This is a genomic window from Trinickia sp. HAY1-2D (genome assembly GCF_056754935.1).
Genome location: NZ_JBPGWX010000002.1, coordinates 388,369 through 407,835 on the forward strand (window position 1 = coordinate 388,369; position 19,467 = coordinate 407,835).

The 19,467-nt window shown below is 64.5% G+C and carries 16 protein-coding genes and 1 riboswitch; of the genes, 15 read left to right on the plus strand and 1 reads right to left on the minus strand.

From position 1 onward, the window contains the following. Positions 1 to 317: 317 nt before the first annotated feature. The 3 genes from ACR9ZC_RS08795 (at position 318) to thpR (ending at position 7,198) form a co-directional block, all read left to right on the plus strand. Positions 318 to 5,018, plus strand: coding sequence for a glutamate synthase-related protein (locus ACR9ZC_RS08795; protein ID WP_440560097.1), 4,701 nt, complete (start codon positions 318 to 320; stop codon positions 5,016 to 5,018). Between the two features lie 84 nt (positions 5,019 to 5,102). Then, on the plus strand, positions 5,103 to 6,569 hold the full coding sequence (locus ACR9ZC_RS08800; RefSeq protein WP_481579997.1) for a glutamate synthase subunit beta: 1,467 nt from the start codon (positions 5,103 to 5,105) through the stop codon (positions 6,567 to 6,569). Positions 6,570 to 6,628: 59 nt separating this feature from the next. Continuing rightward, on the plus strand, positions 6,629 to 7,198 hold the full coding sequence (thpR, locus tag ACR9ZC_RS08805; RefSeq protein ID WP_481579998.1) for an RNA 2',3'-cyclic phosphodiesterase: 570 nt from the start codon (positions 6,629 to 6,631) through the stop codon (positions 7,196 to 7,198). Positions 7,199 to 7,218: 20 nt separating this feature from the next. On the opposite strand, the gene ACR9ZC_RS08810 is transcribed toward thpR, so the two are convergent. Continuing rightward, positions 7,219 to 8,985, minus strand: coding sequence for an ABC transporter ATP-binding protein/permease (locus tag ACR9ZC_RS08810; RefSeq protein WP_440560093.1), 1,767 nt, complete (start codon positions 8,983 to 8,985; stop codon positions 7,219 to 7,221). A gap of 355 nt (positions 8,986 to 9,340) precedes the next feature. Next, positions 9,341 to 9,473, plus strand: a riboswitch (TPP riboswitch). Between the two features lie 134 nt (positions 9,474 to 9,607). Here ACR9ZC_RS08810 and ACR9ZC_RS08815 point away from each other — a divergent pair. The 12 genes from ACR9ZC_RS08815 to ACR9ZC_RS08870 all read left to right on the plus strand — a co-directional run bounded on the left by ACR9ZC_RS08815 (position 9,608) and on the right by ACR9ZC_RS08870 (position 19,459). Continuing rightward, a complete protein-coding gene (locus tag ACR9ZC_RS08815; protein WP_481579999.1) occupies positions 9,608 to 10,765 on the plus strand; it encodes an FAD-dependent oxidoreductase in 1,158 nt (385 codons plus the stop codon). A 62-nt stretch (positions 10,766 to 10,827) separates the two neighbouring features. Next, positions 10,828 to 11,025 carry a sulfur carrier protein ThiS gene (gene thiS / locus ACR9ZC_RS08820; protein ID WP_481582626.1) on the plus strand — a complete coding sequence of 66 codons (198 nt, stop codon included), beginning with the start codon at positions 10,828 to 10,830 and terminating at the stop codon, positions 11,023 to 11,025. A 45-nt stretch (positions 11,026 to 11,070) separates the two neighbouring features. Then, a complete protein-coding gene (locus ACR9ZC_RS08825; RefSeq protein ID WP_481580000.1) occupies positions 11,071 to 11,880 on the plus strand; it encodes a thiazole synthase in 810 nt (269 codons plus the stop codon). A 10-nt stretch (positions 11,881 to 11,890) separates the two neighbouring features. After that, complete coding sequence (thiE, locus tag ACR9ZC_RS08830) at positions 11,891 to 12,997, plus strand: thiamine phosphate synthase (RefSeq protein ID WP_481580001.1); 1,107 nt, start codon at positions 11,891 to 11,893, stop codon at positions 12,995 to 12,997. Positions 12,998 to 13,086: 89 nt separating this feature from the next. Then, positions 13,087 to 13,914, plus strand: a complete 828-nt coding sequence (locus ACR9ZC_RS08835) for an ABC transporter ATP-binding protein (RefSeq protein WP_331568184.1) — start codon at positions 13,087 to 13,089, stop codon at positions 13,912 to 13,914. Next, on the plus strand, positions 13,911 to 14,687 hold the full coding sequence (gene mlaE, locus ACR9ZC_RS08840) for a lipid asymmetry maintenance ABC transporter permease subunit MlaE (RefSeq protein WP_481580002.1): 777 nt from the start codon (positions 13,911 to 13,913) through the stop codon (positions 14,685 to 14,687). The genes ACR9ZC_RS08835 and mlaE overlap by 4 nt, the downstream gene beginning before the upstream one ends. A 59-nt stretch (positions 14,688 to 14,746) precedes the next feature. Next, the gene (mlaD, locus tag ACR9ZC_RS08845; RefSeq protein WP_481580003.1) at positions 14,747 to 15,331 is read left to right on the plus strand and encodes an outer membrane lipid asymmetry maintenance protein MlaD; all 585 of its coding nucleotides are present in this window, start codon (positions 14,747 to 14,749) and stop codon (positions 15,329 to 15,331) included. Positions 15,332 to 15,392: 61 nt separating this feature from the next. After that, positions 15,393 to 16,433 carry an MlaA family lipoprotein gene (locus ACR9ZC_RS08850; RefSeq protein WP_481580004.1) on the plus strand — a complete coding sequence of 347 codons (1,041 nt, stop codon included), beginning with the start codon at positions 15,393 to 15,395 and terminating at the stop codon, positions 16,431 to 16,433. A 138-nt stretch (positions 16,434 to 16,571) separates the two neighbouring features. Beyond that, positions 16,572 to 17,216, plus strand: a complete 645-nt coding sequence (locus tag ACR9ZC_RS08855) for an MlaC/ttg2D family ABC transporter substrate-binding protein (RefSeq protein WP_481580005.1) — start codon at positions 16,572 to 16,574, stop codon at positions 17,214 to 17,216. A gap of 8 nt (positions 17,217 to 17,224) precedes the next feature. Next, the gene (locus ACR9ZC_RS08860; RefSeq protein ID WP_331568213.1) at positions 17,225 to 17,527 is read left to right on the plus strand and encodes an STAS domain-containing protein; all 303 of its coding nucleotides are present in this window, start codon (positions 17,225 to 17,227) and stop codon (positions 17,525 to 17,527) included. 223 nt (positions 17,528 to 17,750) lie between these two features. Further along, positions 17,751 to 18,677 (plus strand): ABC transporter ATP-binding protein, encoded by a 927-nt coding sequence (locus ACR9ZC_RS08865; protein ID WP_331568189.1) that lies wholly within the window; start codon positions 17,751 to 17,753, stop codon positions 18,675 to 18,677. Between the two features lie 26 nt (positions 18,678 to 18,703). Further along, entirely contained in the window at positions 18,704 to 19,459 is a 756-nt protein-coding gene (locus ACR9ZC_RS08870; RefSeq protein ID WP_481582627.1) for an ABC transporter permease, read from the plus strand. The last annotated feature ends 8 nt before the right edge of the window (positions 19,460 to 19,467 follow it).

A 19,467-nucleotide genomic window follows, 5' to 3' on the forward strand; every position in this document is an offset into this window, starting at 1 on the left:
GGGGCGATCGGCCGCCCGCAGTTGAGCGGGGGCGGGCTGGGGCGAAGCCGTAAGCAAGCGAGAACGGCAGGAGATGCCGTTTTCTTTTGCACCGATTTGATATGGAACTAATAAAAAGGCACTATCCGAGTGCGCCGCACAAATTAGTTCCATATCAAGCGATTTTTGTTGCTATTCCTTTGATTCGTCGCGTATATTCCGATTTCCGGCGGTTCAGGGCAGCATGCCCGTCGGCGGCGCCCAGTGCGCGTGCCGCCAGAACCGAGAGAAGCCCTTATGCGAACGGCCAAGCCCGGCCCCCAATAGACGGTGTCCCCATGAACGACCAGCAACCGATTCTTTCGGTCCCCGCCGCGCAGGGTCTGTACGATCCGCGCAACGAACACGATGCCTGCGGCGTCGGTTTTGTCGCCCATATCAAGGGTCGGAAGAGCCACGAGATCATTCAGCAAGGGCTCAAGATTCTCGAGAACCTCGATCATCGGGGCGCGGTCGGTGCCGACGCGCTGATGGGCGACGGCGCCGGCATTCTGATCCAGGTGCCGGACGCCTTTTATCGCGAGGAAATGGCTCGCCAGGGCGTGACGCTGCCGCCGGCGGGCGAGTATGGCGTCGGCATGATCTTTTTGCCCAAGGAGCACGCCTCGCGGCTCGCTTGCGAGCAAGAGCTCGAGCGCACCGTCAAGGCGGAAGGGCAGGTGGTGCTCGGCTGGCGCGACGTGCCGGTCGATCACGCAATGCCGATCTCGCCGACAGTCAAGGCGACGGAGCCCGTCATCCGCCAGATCTTCATCGGGCGTGGCCGCGACATCATGGTGACCGATGCGCTTGAACGTAAGCTCTACATCATTCGGAAAACGGCGAGCCACCGTATCCAGGCGCTCAAGCTCAAGCACGGCAAGGAATACTTCGTGCCGTCGATGTCGGCGCGCACGGTCGTCTACAAGGGCTTGCTGCTCGCGGGCCAGGTCGGCGTCTACTACCGCGACCTTCAGGACGAGCGGGTCGTCTCGGCGCTTGCGCTCGTGCACCAGCGTTTCTCCACGAACACGTTCCCGGCGTGGGAGCTTGCCCACCCGTACCGGATGATCGCGCACAACGGCGAGATCAACACGGTCAAGGGCAACGTCAACTGGCTCAATGCGCGCACCGGCGCGATTGCGAGCGCCGTGCTCGGCGACGACCTGCCGAAGCTCTGGCCGCTGATCTATCCGGGCCAGTCCGACACGGCGTCTTTCGACAACTGTCTCGAACTGCTCGTGATGGCGGGCTATCCGCTCGTGCATGCCATGATGATGATGATTCCGGAAGCGTGGGAACAGCACACGCTGATGGACGAGAACCGGCGCGCATTCTACGAGTACCACGCGGCGATGATGGAGCCGTGGGACGGCCCGGCGGCGATTGCGTTTACCGATGGGCGGCAGATCGGCGCGACGCTCGACCGTAACGGATTGCGTCCGGCGCGCTACATCATCACCGAGGACGACCTCGTCATCATGGCGTCGGAGTCGGGCGTGTTGCCGATTCCCGAATCGAAGATCGTCAAGAAGTGGCGCCTACAGCCGGGCAAGATGTTCCTCATCGACATGGAACATGGCCGCATCATCGGCGACAAGGAACTCAAGGACAACCTCGCCAACGCCAAGCCCTACAAGAGCTGGATCGACGCGGTGCGCATCAAGCTCGACGAGATCGAGCCGAAGCCCGAGGACGTGGCGACGGAACGCCGCGAGGCCGCGGCCCTGCTCGATCGTCAGCAGGCGTTCGGCTATACGCAGGAAGACGTCAAGTTCCTGATGGCGCCCATGGCGCAGCAGGGCGAGGAGGCGATCGGCTCGATGGGCAACGACTCGCCGCTCGCCGTGATGTCGAACAAGAACAAGACGCTCTATCACTATTTCAAGCAGCTCTTCGCGCAGGTCACGAACCCGCCGATCGATCCGATCCGCGAGAACATGGTCATGTCGCTGGTATCGTTCGTCGGACCGAAGCCGAACCTGCTCGACACGAACAACATCAACCCGCCGATGCGCCTTGAAGTGTCGCAGCCCGTGCTCGACTTCAAGGACATCGCGAAAATCCGCGCGATCGATCAGTACACGGGCGGCAAGTTCAGCTCGTACGAGCTCAACATCTGCTATCCGGTGGCCTGGGGCAAGGAAGGCATCGAGGCGCGGCTCGCCTCGCTTTGCGCCGAGGCGGTCGACGCTGTCAAGTCGGGCTACAACATGCTGATCGTGTCCGATCGGCGCGTGGACCGCGACAATGTCGCCATTCCGGCGCTGCTCGCGACGGCGGCCATTCACACGCATCTGGTGACGCAGGGGCTGCGTACGAGCACGGGTCTCGTCGTCGAGACCGGTTCGGCCCGTGAGGTGCATCACTTCGCGCTGCTCGCCGGCTACGGTGCCGAAGCGGTCCATCCGTACCTTGCGATGGAAACGCTCGCGCAGATGGCGCAAGGCATGAAGGGCGATCTCTCGCCCGAGAAGGCCGTCTACAACTTCACGAAAGCGATCGGCAAGGGCCTGCAAAAGGTCATGTCGAAGATGGGCATCTCGACCTACATGTCGTACACGGGTGCGCAGATTTTCGAGGCAGTCGGCCTGGCGAGCGATATCGTCGAGAAATACTTCAAGGGCACGGCTTCGAAGGTGGGCGGCATCGGGCTTTTCGACGTGGCGGAGGAAGCCATTCGCCTGCATCGCGACGCATTCGGCGACAACCCGGTGCTCGCGGGCATGCTCGACGCGGGCGGAGAGTATGCCTATCGCGTGCGCGGCGAAGATCACATGTGGACCCCCGATGCGATCGCGAAGCTCCAGCATTCGACACGCAGCAACTCGTATCAGACCTACAAGGAGTACGCACATCTGATCAACGATCAGACGCGCCGTCACATGACGTTCCGCGGGCTGTTCGAGTTCAAGGTCGACCCGTCGAAGGCCATTCCGATCGACGAAGTCGAATCGGCCAAGGACATCGTCAAGCGCTTCGCCACGGGTGCCATGTCGCTCGGCTCGATCAGCACCGAGGCGCATGCAACGCTTGCAGTCGCGATGAACCGCATCGGCGGCAAGTCGAACACGGGCGAGGGCGGCGAAGACGAGAACCGCTATCGCAACGAGCTGCGCGGCATCCCGATCAAGAACGGCGATACGCTCGCCTCGGTGATCGGACCGGAAGTCGTGCGCGACATTCCGCTCAAGGATGGCGACTCGTTGCGCTCGAAGATCAAGCAGGTCGCGTCGGGCCGGTTCGGCGTGACGGCGGAGTATCTCGCATCGGCCGACCAGATCCAGATCAAGATGGCGCAGGGCGCCAAGCCCGGCGAAGGCGGCCAGCTCCCCGGCCACAAGGTCTCCGAGTACATCGGCAAACTGCGTTACTCGGTGCCCGGCGTGGGTCTCATTTCGCCGCCGCCGCACCATGACATCTATTCGATCGAGGATCTGGCTCAGCTCATTCACGACCTGAAGAACGCGAACCCGTCAGCGAGCATCTCGGTCAAGCTCGTATCGGAAGTGGGTGTCGGTACGGTCGCCGCGGGTGTGGCCAAGGCGAAAGCCGATCACGTCGTGATCGCCGGCCATGACGGCGGCACGGGCGCATCGCCGCTTTCGTCGGTCAAGCACGCCGGCACGCCGTGGGAACTCGGGCTGGCCGAGACCCAGCAGACGCTCGTGCTGAACCGGCTGCGCGGGCGCATTCGCGTGCAGGCCGACGGCCAGATGAAGACGGGCCGCGACGTCGTGATCGGCGCGCTGCTCGGCGCCGACGAATTCGGCTTCGCGACGGCGCCGCTCGTCGTCGAGGGCTGCATCATGATGCGCAAGTGCCATCTGAATACCTGCCCGGTCGGCGTCGCGACGCAGGATCCGGTGCTGCGCGCGAAGTTCCAGGGCCAGCCCGAGCATGTCGTCAACTACTTCTTCTTCGTGGCTGAAGAGGTGCGCGAAATCATGGCGCAGCTCGGCATTCGCACGTTCGACGACCTGATCGGCCGTGCCGACCTGCTCGACATGAAAAAGGGCATCGAGCACTGGAAGGCGAAAGGGCTCGATTTCTCGAACGTGTTCTATCAGCCTCGCGTGGCGGCGGAGATCGCGCGCCGCCATGTCGACGAGCAGGATCATGGCCTTGCGAAGGCGCTCGATCACACGCTGATCGAGAAGGCCCGTGCCGCGATCGACAAGGGCGAGCACGTCTCGTTCATTCAGCCGGTGCGCAACGTCAATCGCAGCGTCGGTGCGATGCTCTCGGGCACGATCGCGAAGAAGCACGGTCACGACGGACTGCCCGACGATACGATCCATATCCAGCTCAAAGGCACGGCCGGTCAGAGCTTCGGTGCATTCCTCGCGCGCGGCGTCACGCTGGATCTCGTCGGCGACGGCAACGACTATGTCGGCAAGGGCCTCTCCGGCGGTCGCATCATCATTCGCCCGACGAACGATTTCCGCGGCAAGTCCGAGGAAAACATCATCTGCGGCAACACCGTGATGTACGGTGCGATCGAGGGCGAGGCCTATCTGCGCGGCGTCGCGGGCGAGCGTTTTTGCGTGCGTAACTCGGGGGCGAGCGCCGTCGTCGAGGGCACCGGCGATCACGGCTGCGAATACATGACGGGCGGAACCGTGGTCGTGTTGGGCGAAACCGGCCGCAACTTCGCGGCAGGCATGTCGGGCGGCGTGGCGTTCGTCTACGATCCCGACGGCACGTTCCCTGCCAAGTGCAACAAGTCGATGGTCGCGCTGGAGCCGGTGCTGCAGCAGGCCGAGCAGGAGCGCACCGTCGATCGCGCGCTCTGGCATACGGGCGTCACCGACGAAGCGTTGCTCAAGGGGCTCGTCGAGCGCCACTTCCAGTTCACCGGCTCGCCGCGCGCGAAGTCGCTGCTCGAGGAATGGGATACCTCGCGCCGCCATTTCGTGAAGGTCTTCCCGACCGAGTACAAGCGCGCACTGGGCGAACTGGGTGCGAAGAAGGCCGCCAAGGAAGCGCTTGCGGCATGAGGCTCGGAGGCTTGGGCCTCGCGTGTTGCGAGGCCCGCCGAACGATGAATTGAGTACGACGACCAAGATTAGAGAAGAGACCCCATGGGCAAGGCAACCGGTTTTCTCGAGTATCAGCGCCTCCACGAAGCGTATGAAGCGCCGCTCGCGCGTTTGAAGCATTACAAGGAGTTCGTGCTCGCGCTCAGCGACGAGGACGCAAAGATTCAGGGCGCACGGTGTATGGACTGCGGCATTCCGTTTTGCAACAACGGCTGCCCCGTGAACAACATCATTCCCGACTTCAACGATCTCGTTTATCGCCAGGACTGGCGGCAGGCGATCGAAGTCCTGCATTCGACCGACAACTTCCCCGAGTTCACGGGACGTATCTGCCCGGCACCGTGCGAAGCGGCCTGCACGCTCGGCATCAATGCGGATCCTGTCGGCATCAAATCGATCGAGCACGCGATCATCGACAAGGCCTGGGCCGAGGGTTGGGTCGAGCCGCAGCCGCCGAAGAAAAAGACCGGCAAGAAGGTTGCCGTGGTCGGCTCCGGGCCGGCCGGCCTGGCGGCGGCGCAGCAGCTCGCTCGCGTGGGGCACGACGTGACGGTATTCGAAAAGAACGATCGCATCGGCGGGTTGCTGCGCTATGGCATTCCCGATTTCAAGCTCGAAAAGTGGCTGATCGATCGCCGCATGCGCCAGATGGAAGCCGAGGGCGTGACGTTCCGCGCCAATGTCTTCATCGGCAAGGACCCGTTGCCGTCTCACATCGGCAATACGGCCAAGGAGACGATTACGCCCGATGAGCTGAAAGAGCGCTTCGACGCCATCGTCGTGGCCGGTGGCTCCGAAACGCCGCGCGATTTGCCGGTACCGGGGCGCGAACTCGCCGGCGTTCATTTCGCGATGGAGTTTCTGCCGCAGCAGAACAAGGTCAACGCCGGCGACAAGGTGGCGGACCAGATCAGCGCGAAAGGCAAACACGTCATCGTGATCGGCGGCGGCGATACGGGTTCCGACTGCGTCGGCACCTCGAATCGTCACGGCGCGAAGAGCGTGACCCAGTTCGAGCTGCTGCCGCAGCCGCCAGAAACCGAAAACAAGCCGCTCGTCTGGCCGTACTGGCCGGTCAAGCTGCGGTCTTCGTCGTCGCACGAAGAGGGTTGCGAGCGCGACTGGTCCGTCGCGACCAAGCGGCTCGAAGGCAAGAACGGCAAGGTCGAGAAGCTTATCGCGGCGCGTGTCGAATGGAAGGACGGCAAGATGCAGGAAGTGCCGGGTTCGGAGTTCGAACTGAAGGCCGATCTCGTGCTGCTGGCCATGGGCTTCACGCAGCCCGTCGCCCCCGTGCTCGAAGCGCTCGGCGTCGAGAAGGATGCGCGCGGCAATGTGCGCGCGGCGACGGAAGGCGAGCGCGCCTACTACACGTCGGCGGACAAAGTGTTTGCCGCAGGCGATATGCGTCGCGGGCAGTCGCTCGTCGTCTGGGCGATTCGCGAGGGCCGGCAATGCGCACGCTCTGTCGACGCCTACCTGATGGGCAGCTCCGAGCTGCCCCGCTGACGGGCGGCGCGCATTCGCCGCGCGTGGAAGCGATGCCGGTTGCACCGCAGGATGCGGATGTGGATTGGCATCGCACTTTCATTGCGCTCGTGCCCGATGCGCCCACGCGCAGTGAGTGGGAAGCATTCGGCATCGGCGAAGATATGATCGGGCGCCGCGTTGCGGCGGATCAGCTTCATTTGACGCTGGCCTTTCTCGGGTCCATCCCGCGCGAGCGCGGGCTTGCGCTTGCGACGGGGCTGGCCTCGACCGTGACCGCGCTTCCCGCGCTGAAGATCGAGCGTTTCGCATATTGGCCGAATCCTGCCCATCCCCGCCTTGCGGTGCTGACGTTCGAGTGTCCACAGCCGCTCGTCGAGTTGGCTGCGAACGTACGCGGGCTCGTTCGCAGCCTCGGTCTGCCCATCGACGATCATCGCCCGTTTCGTCCGCACGTCACGCTCGCGCGCTTGCCGCGCCATAGCCGGCCGGTATCGCCCGAAGCCCTGCTCGTGGGGGAGCAGTCCGCTCTCGCATTGCCGGCGTCGCGTTTCGCCACCCTGATGCTTTACTCGAGCACGCTCGAGCGCAGCGGCGCGCGGTATCGGCCGCTCGCCGCTGTCGACGTACCCGCGGCGCCTTCAGATTGAGGCAGGCCGGCGCGGACGCGTCATGCCACCGCCCGCTCGCCCGCGCGTTCGATGAAAAGCGTATGGTCGTGAAAACCTGTGATGGACTCGCGATGCGCAACGCTCACGATCGCCGTTTGCGGCAGGCGTTCGTGGAACAGCCGGTACACATTCGATTCATTCTCGGGATCGAGCCCGCTCGTCGCTTCGTCGAGGAAAAGAAAGTCGGGCTTGTGCAGCAGCACGCGCGCGGCTGCGAGCCGCTGCTGCTCGCCGGGAGACAGCACGCGCGTCCAATGCGCCGATTCGCCGAGACGCCCGATGTAATCTTCGAGCCGGCAACTGACGAGCACCTCGCGACAGGCATTCTCGGTGAAGGTGTCCGCGGCGGCGGGGTAGGCGAGTGCGGCTTTCAATGTACCGATGGGCAGATAGCTTTGCTGCGGCAGGAACATCGTGCGCGCGCCGACGGGTACGTCGATACTGCCCTCGCCGAAGGGCCAAAGGCCGGCGAAGGCGCGCAACAGTGTGCTCTTGCCCGAACCCGATGCACCGCGCACGAGCCAGCGGGCGCCCGGCTCGATGACGATGTCGCCGATCGTCGCGAGCGGCGTCCCGTTCGGCAGCGCAAGTTCGAGATCGTGCGTGCTCAGCGCGCTTGCATCGACGTAGTGCAGATTGATGCCGCCATGTGCGGTGGCGGGCGAGACCGATTCGCGCAGATGCGTGCTTTGCACGACGCGGCTGAATTCGCGCAACCGGTTGACGGTGGCACGCCATTCGACGAGCGACGAGTAATTGTTGATGAACCATGAGAGCGAGCCGCTGACGGTGCCGAAAGCGTCCGCGATCTGCGTCAGCACCCCGAACGTGAACGCACCGGCGAAATAGCGCGGCGATGCGACGATGTACGGAAAAATGATGGCCGCCTGCCCATAAAAATTCGTGACGAAATTGAGGCGCCGCGTGTATGTCATGATGCGCCACCAGTTGTCGCGGATCCTCGCGAAGATGTTTTGCGCGTTGCCCTCTTCGGTTCGAACACCGTCGTATAGCGCGATCTGCTCCGAGTTCTCGCGCACGCGAATGAGTCCGTAACGGAAGTCGGCTTCGACCCGCTGCTGCTGATAGTTGATCGAAACGAGCGGATGTCCAACCTTATGCATCAGGTACGAGCCGCCGATCGCATAGATCACTGCCGCCCAGACCATATAACCAGGCACGGTCCATGCCGAGCCGGCGAAATGGAAGTTCAGCGCGCCGCCGATCGTCCAGAGGATGGTGATGAACGAGACCAGCGTAACGACTGTCGATAACAGGCCGAGCGACAGATCGAGCGTGTTGGTGGCGAGCGATTGCAGATCGTCGCTGATCCGTTGGTCGGGGTTGTCAGCGAGTCGATCGCGTTCGATACGGTAGAACGCGAGGTCGCCAAGCCAAGTCTTCAGATAGCGGTTCGTCAACCACTGGCGCCAACGGAACCCGAGCATTTGCCGCAGGTAGGTACGATAGACGGCCAACGTGATGAACACGAAGGCCGCAACGGTGAATTGGATCAGCAGCTGCCAAAAATGCGGGCTGTCTTTCGCCACCATCGCATTGTTGAACTTCGCGTACCACTGGTTGATCCAGACGTTGAATCCGACGATCGTCAGGTTGATGAGGATGATCGTCACCAACAAACCCCAGGCGGCCTTCCAATCCTCCGAGACCCAGTACGGTTTGATGAGCCCCCAGGCCGAGGTCGACGAGGGTTGGGGCGGCGCACCGTTGCGGGCAGGGACGGGATTGAGAGATGAGGCAGTCATAGGTCTTCCGAACGGTGTTTCCGAATCAGTTGCGCCAGCCGACGGCAGGCATACGGGCGCTTCGACGATGCGCGGCACGGTACGCGGTTACCGCGGATTCTTGCGCGGAGCGCTTAAGCGAGTCTTAATGGCGGCGGCCCGCGCGTTCCATGCCTGGTATCGCACATCGACACCGACCGTGCGCGTGGTTGGCGAAAAGCAAAAGCGTGTCACCCGCGTGCCGCGATCGGACATTGTGCCAGAGAGCGGTGAGCCAACCTTTCGCGCAGCATCCGAGCGCAAAAAAGGGCGCGTTGGCGGCGCCGCGTCATTGCGCCGCGTTTGCGGCCGCTCGCGCTTTTATGGTCTAATGGCCGCGACGAAACAGGGGTGCTTCGCTGGAAGTGGATAGGGTTCGAGCTGTTCGGACCATTCCGTGGCGAGGCTGAGAGAGACCCTTCGCACCCGATCCGGGTAATACCGGCGCGGGAAGTTTCAGGAACACGCTTATAGCGTGGGATGCCGTGTCGCGGCATCTTTTTCTCCGCCGAAAGCATCGGTTGCGTCGATGCCGCCGGCCGGCCTCACCCGCCGGTTTCGTCCTTGGGTACGCGCAGTTCGCCGTACAGAAAGGATCGATCCGATGAGCGTTCAATCTTCAGTCGTTGTTTCAGGAATACCCGATTTCGCCGTGCTCGGCGGCGGGCTCGCCGGCCGGCTAGTGGCCTGGCAACTCGCGGGCGAGGGGCACCGCGTTGCGCTCTACGAGCGCGGCGACGCGTCGGGGACGGCCTCGGCGGCCTGGGTCGCCGCCGCCATGCTGGCGCCGCTGGCCGAGGCCGCGAGCGCCGAGCCGCTCATCGTCGAGCTAGGCCAGGCCTCGCTCGACGCCTGGCCACGGATCCTTGCCGCGCTGCCGGCACCGGTCTTTTTCCAGCGCAACGGCACACTCGTGGTCTGGCACCGTAACGATCGGCCCGAAGCGGCGCTGCTCGAACGGCGCGTGCACGCCAACGCGCCGCGCACGCTCGCGGGCGGCAGCCGCGTTGCGACGCTCGATGCCGCGCAGCTCGCGGCTGCCGAGCCCGCGCTGGCCGGCCGCTTCGGTCAGGGGCTGCTGCTGCCCGACGAGGGCCAGCTCGACAACCGCCAGACGCTCGCCGCGCTGGCCGCGGGGCTGAGCGAGCGCGGGGTGGACGCGCACTGGAACACCGCCGTCGACGAGGCGGCGCGGCCGAGCGCGCGAATCACGATCGATTGCCGCGGGCTCGGCGCGAAGGCGGCGTTGCCCTCGCTGCGTGGCATTCGCGGCGAAGTCGCGCGCGTGCATGCGCCCGGTATCGCGCTGACGCGCCCCGTTCGCATGCTTCATCCGCGCTATCCGATCTACATTGCGCCGAAGGAACACGATTTGTTCGTCATCGGCGCCACGGAAATCGAAGGCGAGGACCGCTCGCCGATGAGCGTGCGCTCCGCGCTCGAGCTGCTGAGCGCGGCGTTTGCCGTGCATCCGGCGTTCGGCGAGGCGCGCATTCTGGAACTCAACACGCAATGCCGTCCCACGCTGCCCGATCACCTCCCTTCGATCGTCTGGGACGGTGCGAGTACCCTCGCCGTCAACGGTCTTTACCGGCACGGCTTCATGATTGCCCCCGAAGTGGCGAGTACAGCGGCCGGACTGGCCGCCGCGCTGCTGAGCGGCCGTGTCGCCGATGCGGAAGGCTTTGCGCAATGGCGCAGCGAAGCGCGCTGGGCGCCCATGCTGCATCTCGCGGGCGAGCGTGCGGCGCTTGCGATGTGAGTACGATGACGCGCACCCCACAGGAAAAGACCGAGCAACTCCATCGTCGGACCGTTCGAATCATGGAAATCCAGATCAATCAGACGTCTCTTTCCCTTCCCGACGGCGCGACCGTAGCCGATGCGCTCGCCGCGTTCGGCGCGCGGCCGCCGTTCGCCGTCGCGCTCAACGGGCAGTTCGTCGCACGCGCGCAGCATCCCGAGCGCGCGCTCAACGCCGGCGATAAGCTCGATATCGTGCATCCCGTCGCGGGCGGCTGATGACCTTCGTGCCGCTAACATCCATTACGTCCTGAGGATCTTGCGATGATTTCCGCTTCCGCCGCCGATTCGCTCACGCTGTACGGCACCCCCTTTGCCAGCCGTGTGCTGCTCGGTACCTCGCGCTATCCGTCGCTGCGGGCGCTGTCCGATTCGATCGAAGCAGCGCGACCCGGCATGGTCACCGTAGCACTGCGGCGCCAGATGCAGGCCGAGACCGCCGAGGCCGGCTTTTTCGATTTGCTCAAACGCCACGCTGTGCCGCTGTTGCCGAATACGGCCGGGTGCCAGACGGTCGACGAAGCCGTGACGACGGCGCACATGGCCCGCGAGGTGTTCGAAACGGATTGGATCAAGCTCGAGGTGATCGGCGACGACTACACGCTGCAGCCCGACCCGCTGGCACTGATCGAAGCCGCGGCCCGGCTCGTGAAGGACGGCTTCAAGGTGCTGCCGTACTGCACGGAGGACCTGGTCATCGCCCGGCGTCTGATCGATGCGGGCTGCGAGGCGTTGATGCCGTGGGGCGCGCCGATCGGAACCGGCAAGGGCATCGTCAATCCTTATGGGCTTCGCACGCTGCGTCAGCGACTGCGGGACGTGCCGCTCATCGTCGATGCGGGACTCGGCGTGCCGTCGCACGCGTGCCAGGTCATGGAATGGGGCTTCGACGGTGTGCTGCTCAATACCGCTGTCTCGCAGGCGACCGAGCCGGCCGTCATGGCGCGCGCATTCGCGATGGCCGCCGAGGCCGGGCGGGCCGCGTATCTCGCCGGTCCGATGGACGAGCGCGATAGCGCGCAGGCGAGCACGCCGGTGGTCGGCATGCCGTTCTGGCACCAGGACCAAGGCTGAGGCATCGCATATGAGCCGTACGCTTGCGTTCGCGGATCGTGAAATCTTCTGGCCACCCGCCGACGAACTGGTCGAAGCGGCCGAGCGTATCCGCGCGCGCCTCGGCGAATGGCCGCGTGGGGAGGCGCTCTGGCGGATCTGTCTGACGCCGCCCGATGCGCCCGGCGCGGGCGATTTGATCGTCGCCGCGGCGGACGAAAGCGGCGCTGCGCCGGCCCAGTCCGCGTGGCTCGCCGCCGGCGCAGGGGTGATCGAGACGTCGGCCGATGGCGCCTGTTTAGTGTTGGGCGAGGCGCGCTATCCGCTCTCGGGCACCCTCGCCGAAGACTGGCTCGCCGCGCTCGCGAGCTTCCTCGATTGCGGCTTCGCCCCGCACGACGCGCTCGTGTTGGCCATGGCGTGGCGCGACGGCGACGAAACGCGCGGCGACGATGCGTGGCCCGACCAACTCGACCGCTTTCCGCGCGTTCGCGCGCTGCCGCCCGCGCCGACGCAGCGCTTCGCTGATTGCCCGTCGCGGCTCGGCCTGTATGCGGTCGTGCCGAGCGCCGAATGGGTGGAGCGCGTCGCGGCCCTCGGTGTACGCACCATCCAGTTGCGGGTCAAGGATGCCCCGGCGGCGCGGCTCGCCAATGAGATCCCAAAGAGCGTCGAAGCGGGACAGCGCCACGGCGCGCGCGTTTTCATCAACGATTACTGGCGCGAAGCGATCGCCGCGGGGGCGTACGGCGTCCATCTGGGGCAGGAGGATCTCGATACCGCCGAGCTGGGCGCGATCGCGTCCGCGGGTTTGCGGCTTGGACTGTCGACGCACGGCTACTACGAGATGCTGCGGGCGCTGTACTATGCGCCGAGCTACCTCGCTTTCGGCGCGGTTTTTCCGACGGCGACCAAGACAGTGGCGAGCGCGCCACAAGGTCTCGCGCGGCTCGCGCGCTATGCGCGGGTGATCGGCCCGAAGGTGCCCCTCGTCGCGATCGGCGGCATCACGCTCGACACGCTTGCCGCCGTGCTCGATACGGGCGTGGGCAGCGCGGCCGTCGTGAGCGCCGTGACGGGGGCGCCCGACCCGGCCGAGGCCGTGGCCGCGCTCGAGCGAATTTTTGCGGACCGGTGAGCGTTTTGCACTTGGAAAGTTGGGTGTCACGGCAACGTTCTCGCTGAGGCCCTATAATTCGGCTTCCGCGTAAAAGGAGCCGCCGCTTCGTGCCGCCTACATCCGCTGAGCCCATTCTCGAGCTGCGTAACGTCGATTTCGGCTATGACGAGGATCGTCTCGTCCTGGCGAACCTGAACATGCGCTTCATGCGCGGGCAGGTGGTCGCCGTCATGGGCGGCTCGGGCTGCGGCAAGACTACCGTGCTGCGCCTGATCGGCGGGCTCGAGCGAGCTCGCCGAGGCGAGGTGCTGTTCCACGGGCGGGACATGGGCAAGGAGAGCCGGGAAGGCCTTTACGCCTTGCGCCGCAAGATGGGCATGCTGTTCCAATTCGGTGCGCTTTTCACCGATATGTCCGTCTTCGAAAACGTTGCGTTCGCGCTGCGCGAGCACACCGATCTGCCCGAAGCGTTGATTCGCGATCTGGTTCTCATGAAGCTCAACGCTGTGGGCCTGCGCGGCGCGCGCGATCTCGCGCCATCGCAGATCTCGGGCGGCATGGCGCGGCGCGTGGCGCTTGCGCGCGCAATCGCGCTCGATCCGGAGCTGATGATGTACGACGAGCCGTTCGCCGGCCTCGACCCGATTTCGCTCGGCATCACGGCCAATCTCATCCGTACGTTGAATCGGGCGCTCGGTGCCACCTCGATTCTCGTGACGCACGATGTCCCCGAATCGTTCGCCATTGCCGATTACGTCTACTTTCTGTCGAACGGCGCGGTGCTTGCCGAAGGAACGCCGGCCGAGCTGCGGGAGTCGGTCGACCCCTCGGTGCGGCAGTTCATCGACGGTGCGCCCGACGGCCCGTTTCGCTTTCACTATCCGACGCAAACGCCGCTCGATGCGGATTTTGGCCTCGGCGGAGGACGCGCATGATTGGTGCAATTGGAACGTTGGGGCACTGGGTGCTCGCGGGCATCGCGCGCGCCGGTTATGCCACCCGCATGTTCGTTCGCCTCGTGCTCGAGTTTTTCGCGCTCGTGCGCCGGCCGAATCTCGTCATCAAGCAGATTCTGTTCGTCGGCAATTATTCGCTCGTCATCATCGGGGTTTCCGGGCTCTTCGTCGGCTTCGTGCTGGGCCTGCAGGGCTATTACACACTCAATCGCTATGGTTCCGAGCAGGCGCTCGGACTGCTCGTCGCGCTGTCGCTGGTGCGCGAACTGGGTCCCGTCGTGACGGCGCTGCTGTTTGCCGGGCGCGCGGGCACCTCGCTGACCGCGGAAATCGGTCTCATGAAGGCGGGCGAGCAGCTGACAGCGCTCGAAATGATGGCCATCGATCCACTCGCGAACGTCGTTGCACCGCGCATGTGGGCGGGCATCATCGCCATGCCGATACTCGCCGCGATCTTCAGCGCCGTCGGCATTTTCGGCGGCTATGTCGTAGGTGTGCTGATGATCGGCGTCGATTCGGGCGCCTTCTGGTCGCAGATGCAAGGCGGGGTGCAAGTCTGGGCGGACGTCGGCAACGGCGTCGTCAAAAGCGTGGTGTTCGGCTTTGCCGTCACATTCATCGCGCTGTTTCAAGGCTATGAGGCAAAAGCGACCCCCGAAGGGGTCTCGCGGGCGACCACCCGCACGGTCGTCTACGCCTCGCTCGCCGTACTCGGACTCGATTTTCTGCTGACGGCGTTGATGTTCAACTGACGCAGTCCATATTGCACCGCTGGCACGATTGGCGCCTGCGCGAGCGCGCTTCTTTTGGGATGACGATGAAAAAGACTGTTCTCGACTTCTGGGTCGGTTTGTTCGTGGTGCTCGGTTTCATCGCGCTGCTGTTCCTGGCGCTCAAGGCCGGCAATATGAGCTCACTCTCGTTTCAGCCGACGTACCCCGTGAAGCTCAAGTTCGACAATATCGGCGGGCTCAAGGTACGCGCGCCGGTGAAAAGCGCCGGTGTCGTCGTCGGGCGCGTGACGTCGATCGGATTCGACACGAATACCTATCAGGCGCTCGTCACGATCGACCTCGACAAGCAATTTGCGTTTCCGAAGGACACGTCGGCGAAGATTCAGACCTCCGGTCTGCTCGGAGAGCAGTACATCGGCCTGGAGCCGGGCGGCGACACCGAAATGCTGAAAGCCGGCGATACGATCACGATGACGCAATCGGCCATCGTGCTCGAGAATCTGATCGGCCAGTTTCTCTATGGCAAGGCGGCCGATGCGGGCGGTGCCAAAACGGCACCTGCGCCGGCCGCCGCGCCTGCCGCTCCTACCACCTTGCCCGCAGCTCCCGCGGCATCCGCTACGGCGCCGGCCAGTGCCGCGGCGTCGGGGGCAGGCGGTTGACGCGAACCTTTGACGCGGGCGGCAATGTGCCGCCCGGGACCGATCATCACGGAGAACAATAATGCAGACCACGCGCGCCAAAAACGTGACGCTGGCAATAGCGGTGGCGATGCTCGCCGGGTGTGCGTCGGTTCAGACGCCCACCCCGGGCGACCCGCTGGAGAGCGTGAATCGCGGCGTGTTCAAGTTCAACGATACGCTCGACACCTATGCGTTGAAGCCGGTCGCGAAGGGCTACCAGCAGGTCGTGCCGGAACCGGTGCGCAGGAGCGTCACGAACTTCTTCTCGAACATCGGCGATGTCTATATCGCCGCGAACGAGTTGCTGCAGCTGAAAATCGCGGACGGCGTCGGCGACATCATGCGTGTGACGATCAACACGCTGTTCGGCGTGGGCGGCCTGTTCGATGTCGCGACGCTGGCGAAGCTGCCCAAGCATGCCGCGGACTTCGGGATCACGCTCGGCCATTATGGCGTCCCGTCGGGTCCGTACCTCGTCCTGCCGTTGCTGGGACCCAGCACGGTGCGCGATGCAACGGGCCTCGTCGTCGATTACTATGGCAATCCGCTGACGTACGTGCAGCCGTCTTCAGTGAGCTGGGCGCTGTATGGACTGAATCTCGTCAATACGCGCGCCAACTTGCTGACGACGGTCGACGTGCTGTCGGGCGCCGCGCTCGACAAGTATTCGTTCGTCCGCAATGCCTATCTGCAGCGGCGCCGCTTCCTCATCACGGGTGGCGACGGCGACGGTGCCCAACTGCCGAACTACGATCAGTCGCTGCCGAAGTACGATGACGATGGCGCGGCGCCTGGCGCCGCTGCGCCGGGGGCCGGTGCCGCCGTGACGCCGGGTGCTACCGGTGCCCCCGGTGCCACCGGTGCGGCAGCGCCGGCATCCGCTGCGGCTCCGGCTTCGGCCGCGGCGCCGTCCGCTACCGAACCGGCGGCAGGGGAGCCGGCCTCGGGCGCGCAGCCGGCATCGGCGGCGTCCGCGACAGCGGTACCGGCACCGCTGGGCGGACCCGACGGAACGGTGCCCGGCCAGCAGTACGTGCCGCCGCCGCAACGCACGGGCTTGCCGATCATTCGTCTGAAGTGACTCGTTGCGGTAACACTTCGACACGAATCTTGCGAGGCCGTGTGACATGAATCCTGCCGAGCCGTGCAAGATGCGGGCTGAACTTGCACGATTCGGCGAGGCTCCAACCTCAGCGTTTCTTCGATATCAGGGTTGACGATGAAAAAATTCTTTCTGATTCCTCTTTTCGCGATGCTCCTTTCGTTTGCCGGTGCGGCGTTCGCCCAGACGAACGCCGGCGGCGTCGATACGAGTTCGCCTGACGTCATGATCAAGACGGTCACCACCCAGGTGCTCGATACGATCCGTGCGGACAAGTCGATCCGCTCGGGCGATATCAACCGCATCACCGAGGTGGTCAACAAGCAGATCCTGCCCTACACGGACTTCCGCCGCACGACGCAATTGGCGATGGGCCGTGCGTGGCGCCAGGCGACGCCGGAGCAGCAAGACCAGATGGTCGAGCAGTTCAAGATGCTGCTGATCCGCACCTACGCTGGCGCGCTGTCGCAGTTCCGCGACCAGCAGGTCCAGTTCAAGCCGTTCCGCGCGGCGCCGACCGATACCGACGTCGTCGTGCGTAGCGCGGTGATCGACAACGGGCAACCGGTCGAGCTCGACTATCGTCTCTACAAGACGCCGCAGGGCTGGCGCGTCTACGATCTGAATGTTGCCGGCGCATGGCTCATTCAGGCGTATCAGCAGCAATTCGCCCAGAAGATCAACGAAAGCGGCGTGAGCGGGCTGATTCAGTTCCTGACCGACCGCAACCAGCAGCTTGCCGCCGGCAAGCAGCCGACGTGAGCACCCCAATGAGCCGCTTTGCCCTGGGCACGGCGCTCACCCATGCGAGCGCGAAAAGCGCGCTCGCGGCCGGCTTGACGAGCATTGCGGGCGGCGCGACGGGCGTGGACTGCGCCGCGCTCACCGAATTCGATTCATCGGCACTCGCGGTGCTGCTCGCGTGGCAGCGCGCAGCCGAGGCGCGCGGCAGCGCATTCGAGATCATCAATGTGCCGCAGGGGCTGGCAAGCCTCGCCGCGGTGTACGGTGTGGACGCCCTTCTGGCGGCGCGACACCGCTCGTCCCCCGAAGGCGTCGCGGCCCCGCTCTGAGCCGCACGCGCGGCGCCGCCGCGGCGCAATGCTCCGACGGTCCACGGCCACGCGCGCCAAGTGAGCCGCCTCGACTTGGCCTATAATCAACCGTTTTTTCGGGCATGCGATCGCTCCGGTTTTTTCCGGGATGCGACGCGGCGCTGCCGTGGCGCCAGCCCGGCGATCAGGTCCAGTCACGTCTAAACAAAGGCGCGCCATTCGCGAAAGGCCGCGCACATCCATGTCAGCGATAGAAATCCGCAACGTCAAGAAGCGCTATAAGGCGCTGCAAGCGCTCAAGGGCGTCAGCTTGACGATCGACGAAGGCGAATTTTTCGGCCTGCTCGGCCCGAACGGCGCAGGCAAGACCACGCTCATCAGCATCCTTGCCGGATTGGCCCGGGCGGACGAAGGTAGCGTCGCCGTGCTCGGCCACGATGTCGTGTCCGATTTCCGCGGCGCGCGCCGCTCGCTCGGCGTCGTGCCGCAGGAGCTCGTGTTCGATCCCTTTTTCACCGTGCGTGAAACGCTGCGCATTCAATCGGGCTACTACGGCCTGCACCGCAACGATGAATGGATCGACGAGGTGATGGCTCATCTCGATCTCACCGAAAAGGCCGATGCGAACATGCGCGCGCTGTCGGGCGGCATGAAGCGGCGCGTGCTCGTCGCGCAGGCGCTGGTGCACCGGCCGCCCGTGATCGTCCTCGACGAGCCGACGGCAGGTGTCGACGTCGAGCTGCGACAGACGCTCTGGAAATTCATTTCGCGGTTGAACCGCGAAGGGCACACGATCGTGCTGACGACTCACTATCTGGAAGAAGCCGAGTCGCTGTGCGGCCGCATCGCGATGCTGCGCCGCGGGGAAGTCGTGGCCCTCGATCGCACGCGCGACTTGCTCGCGCGTTTCGCCGGCATGCAGCTTTTTCTGCGCTTGTCCGCGGGGGTCTTGCCGGCGGAGCTGCGCGCGCTCGAGGTCGACGCGGCGCCGCCAGGTGCGCGCGAGCATCTGTTGCGTCTCGCGAGCTATGACGATGTGGAGCCGATTCTCGCGCGCTGTCGCGAACAAGGCTGCACGTTCGACGAGATCGACGTACGGAAGGCGGACCTCGAGGACGTTTTCGTCCAACTGATGAGCGGCCCGGAACTGGTGGAGGGACTGGCATGATGTACCCCCGCACTCAGGCTCGCGGCATGACCGGCTTTCGCACGCTCTTTTACAAAGAGATTCTGCGTTTCTGGAAGGTCTCGTTCCAGACGGTGCTCGCACCCATCGTCACGGCGTTGCTCTATCTGACGATCTTCGGCCACGCGTTGCGCGGACGTGTCGAGGTCTATCCCGGCGTCGAATACACGAGCTTTCTGGTTCCGGGCCTCGTCATGATGAGCGTGCTGCAAAACGCGTTTGCCAACAGCTCGTCGTCGCTGATCCAGTCGAAGATCACGGGTAATCTCGTCTTCGTGCTGCTACCGCCGCTCACGCACTGGGAGATATTCGGCGCTTACGTGCTTGCATCCGTCGTGCGCGGACTCGTGGTCGGGGCGGGCGTATTCATCGTGACGATCTGGTTCGTGCCGATGACATTCGCGTCGCCGCTTTATATCGTGCTCTTCGCCGCATTCGGTTCGGCGATTCTCGGCACACTCGGCCTCATCGCCGGTATCTGGGCCGAGAAGTTCGATCAGCTCGCGGCGTTCCAGAACTTTCTGATCATGCCGCTCACGTTTCTCTCGGGCGTGTTCTACTCGACGCATTCGCTGCCCGAGCTCTGGCGGCATGTGTCGCGGCTCAATCCGTTTTTCTACATGATCGACGGTTTCCGCTACGGCTTTTTCGGCGTGTCCGACATCGATCCGCTTGCGTGCCTGGCCGTCGTTGCCGTTTTCTTCGCGCTGATCGCCGCGCTCGCGATGCGTCTCATCGCGTCCGGCTACAAGCTGCGTTATTGAGGAGTCAT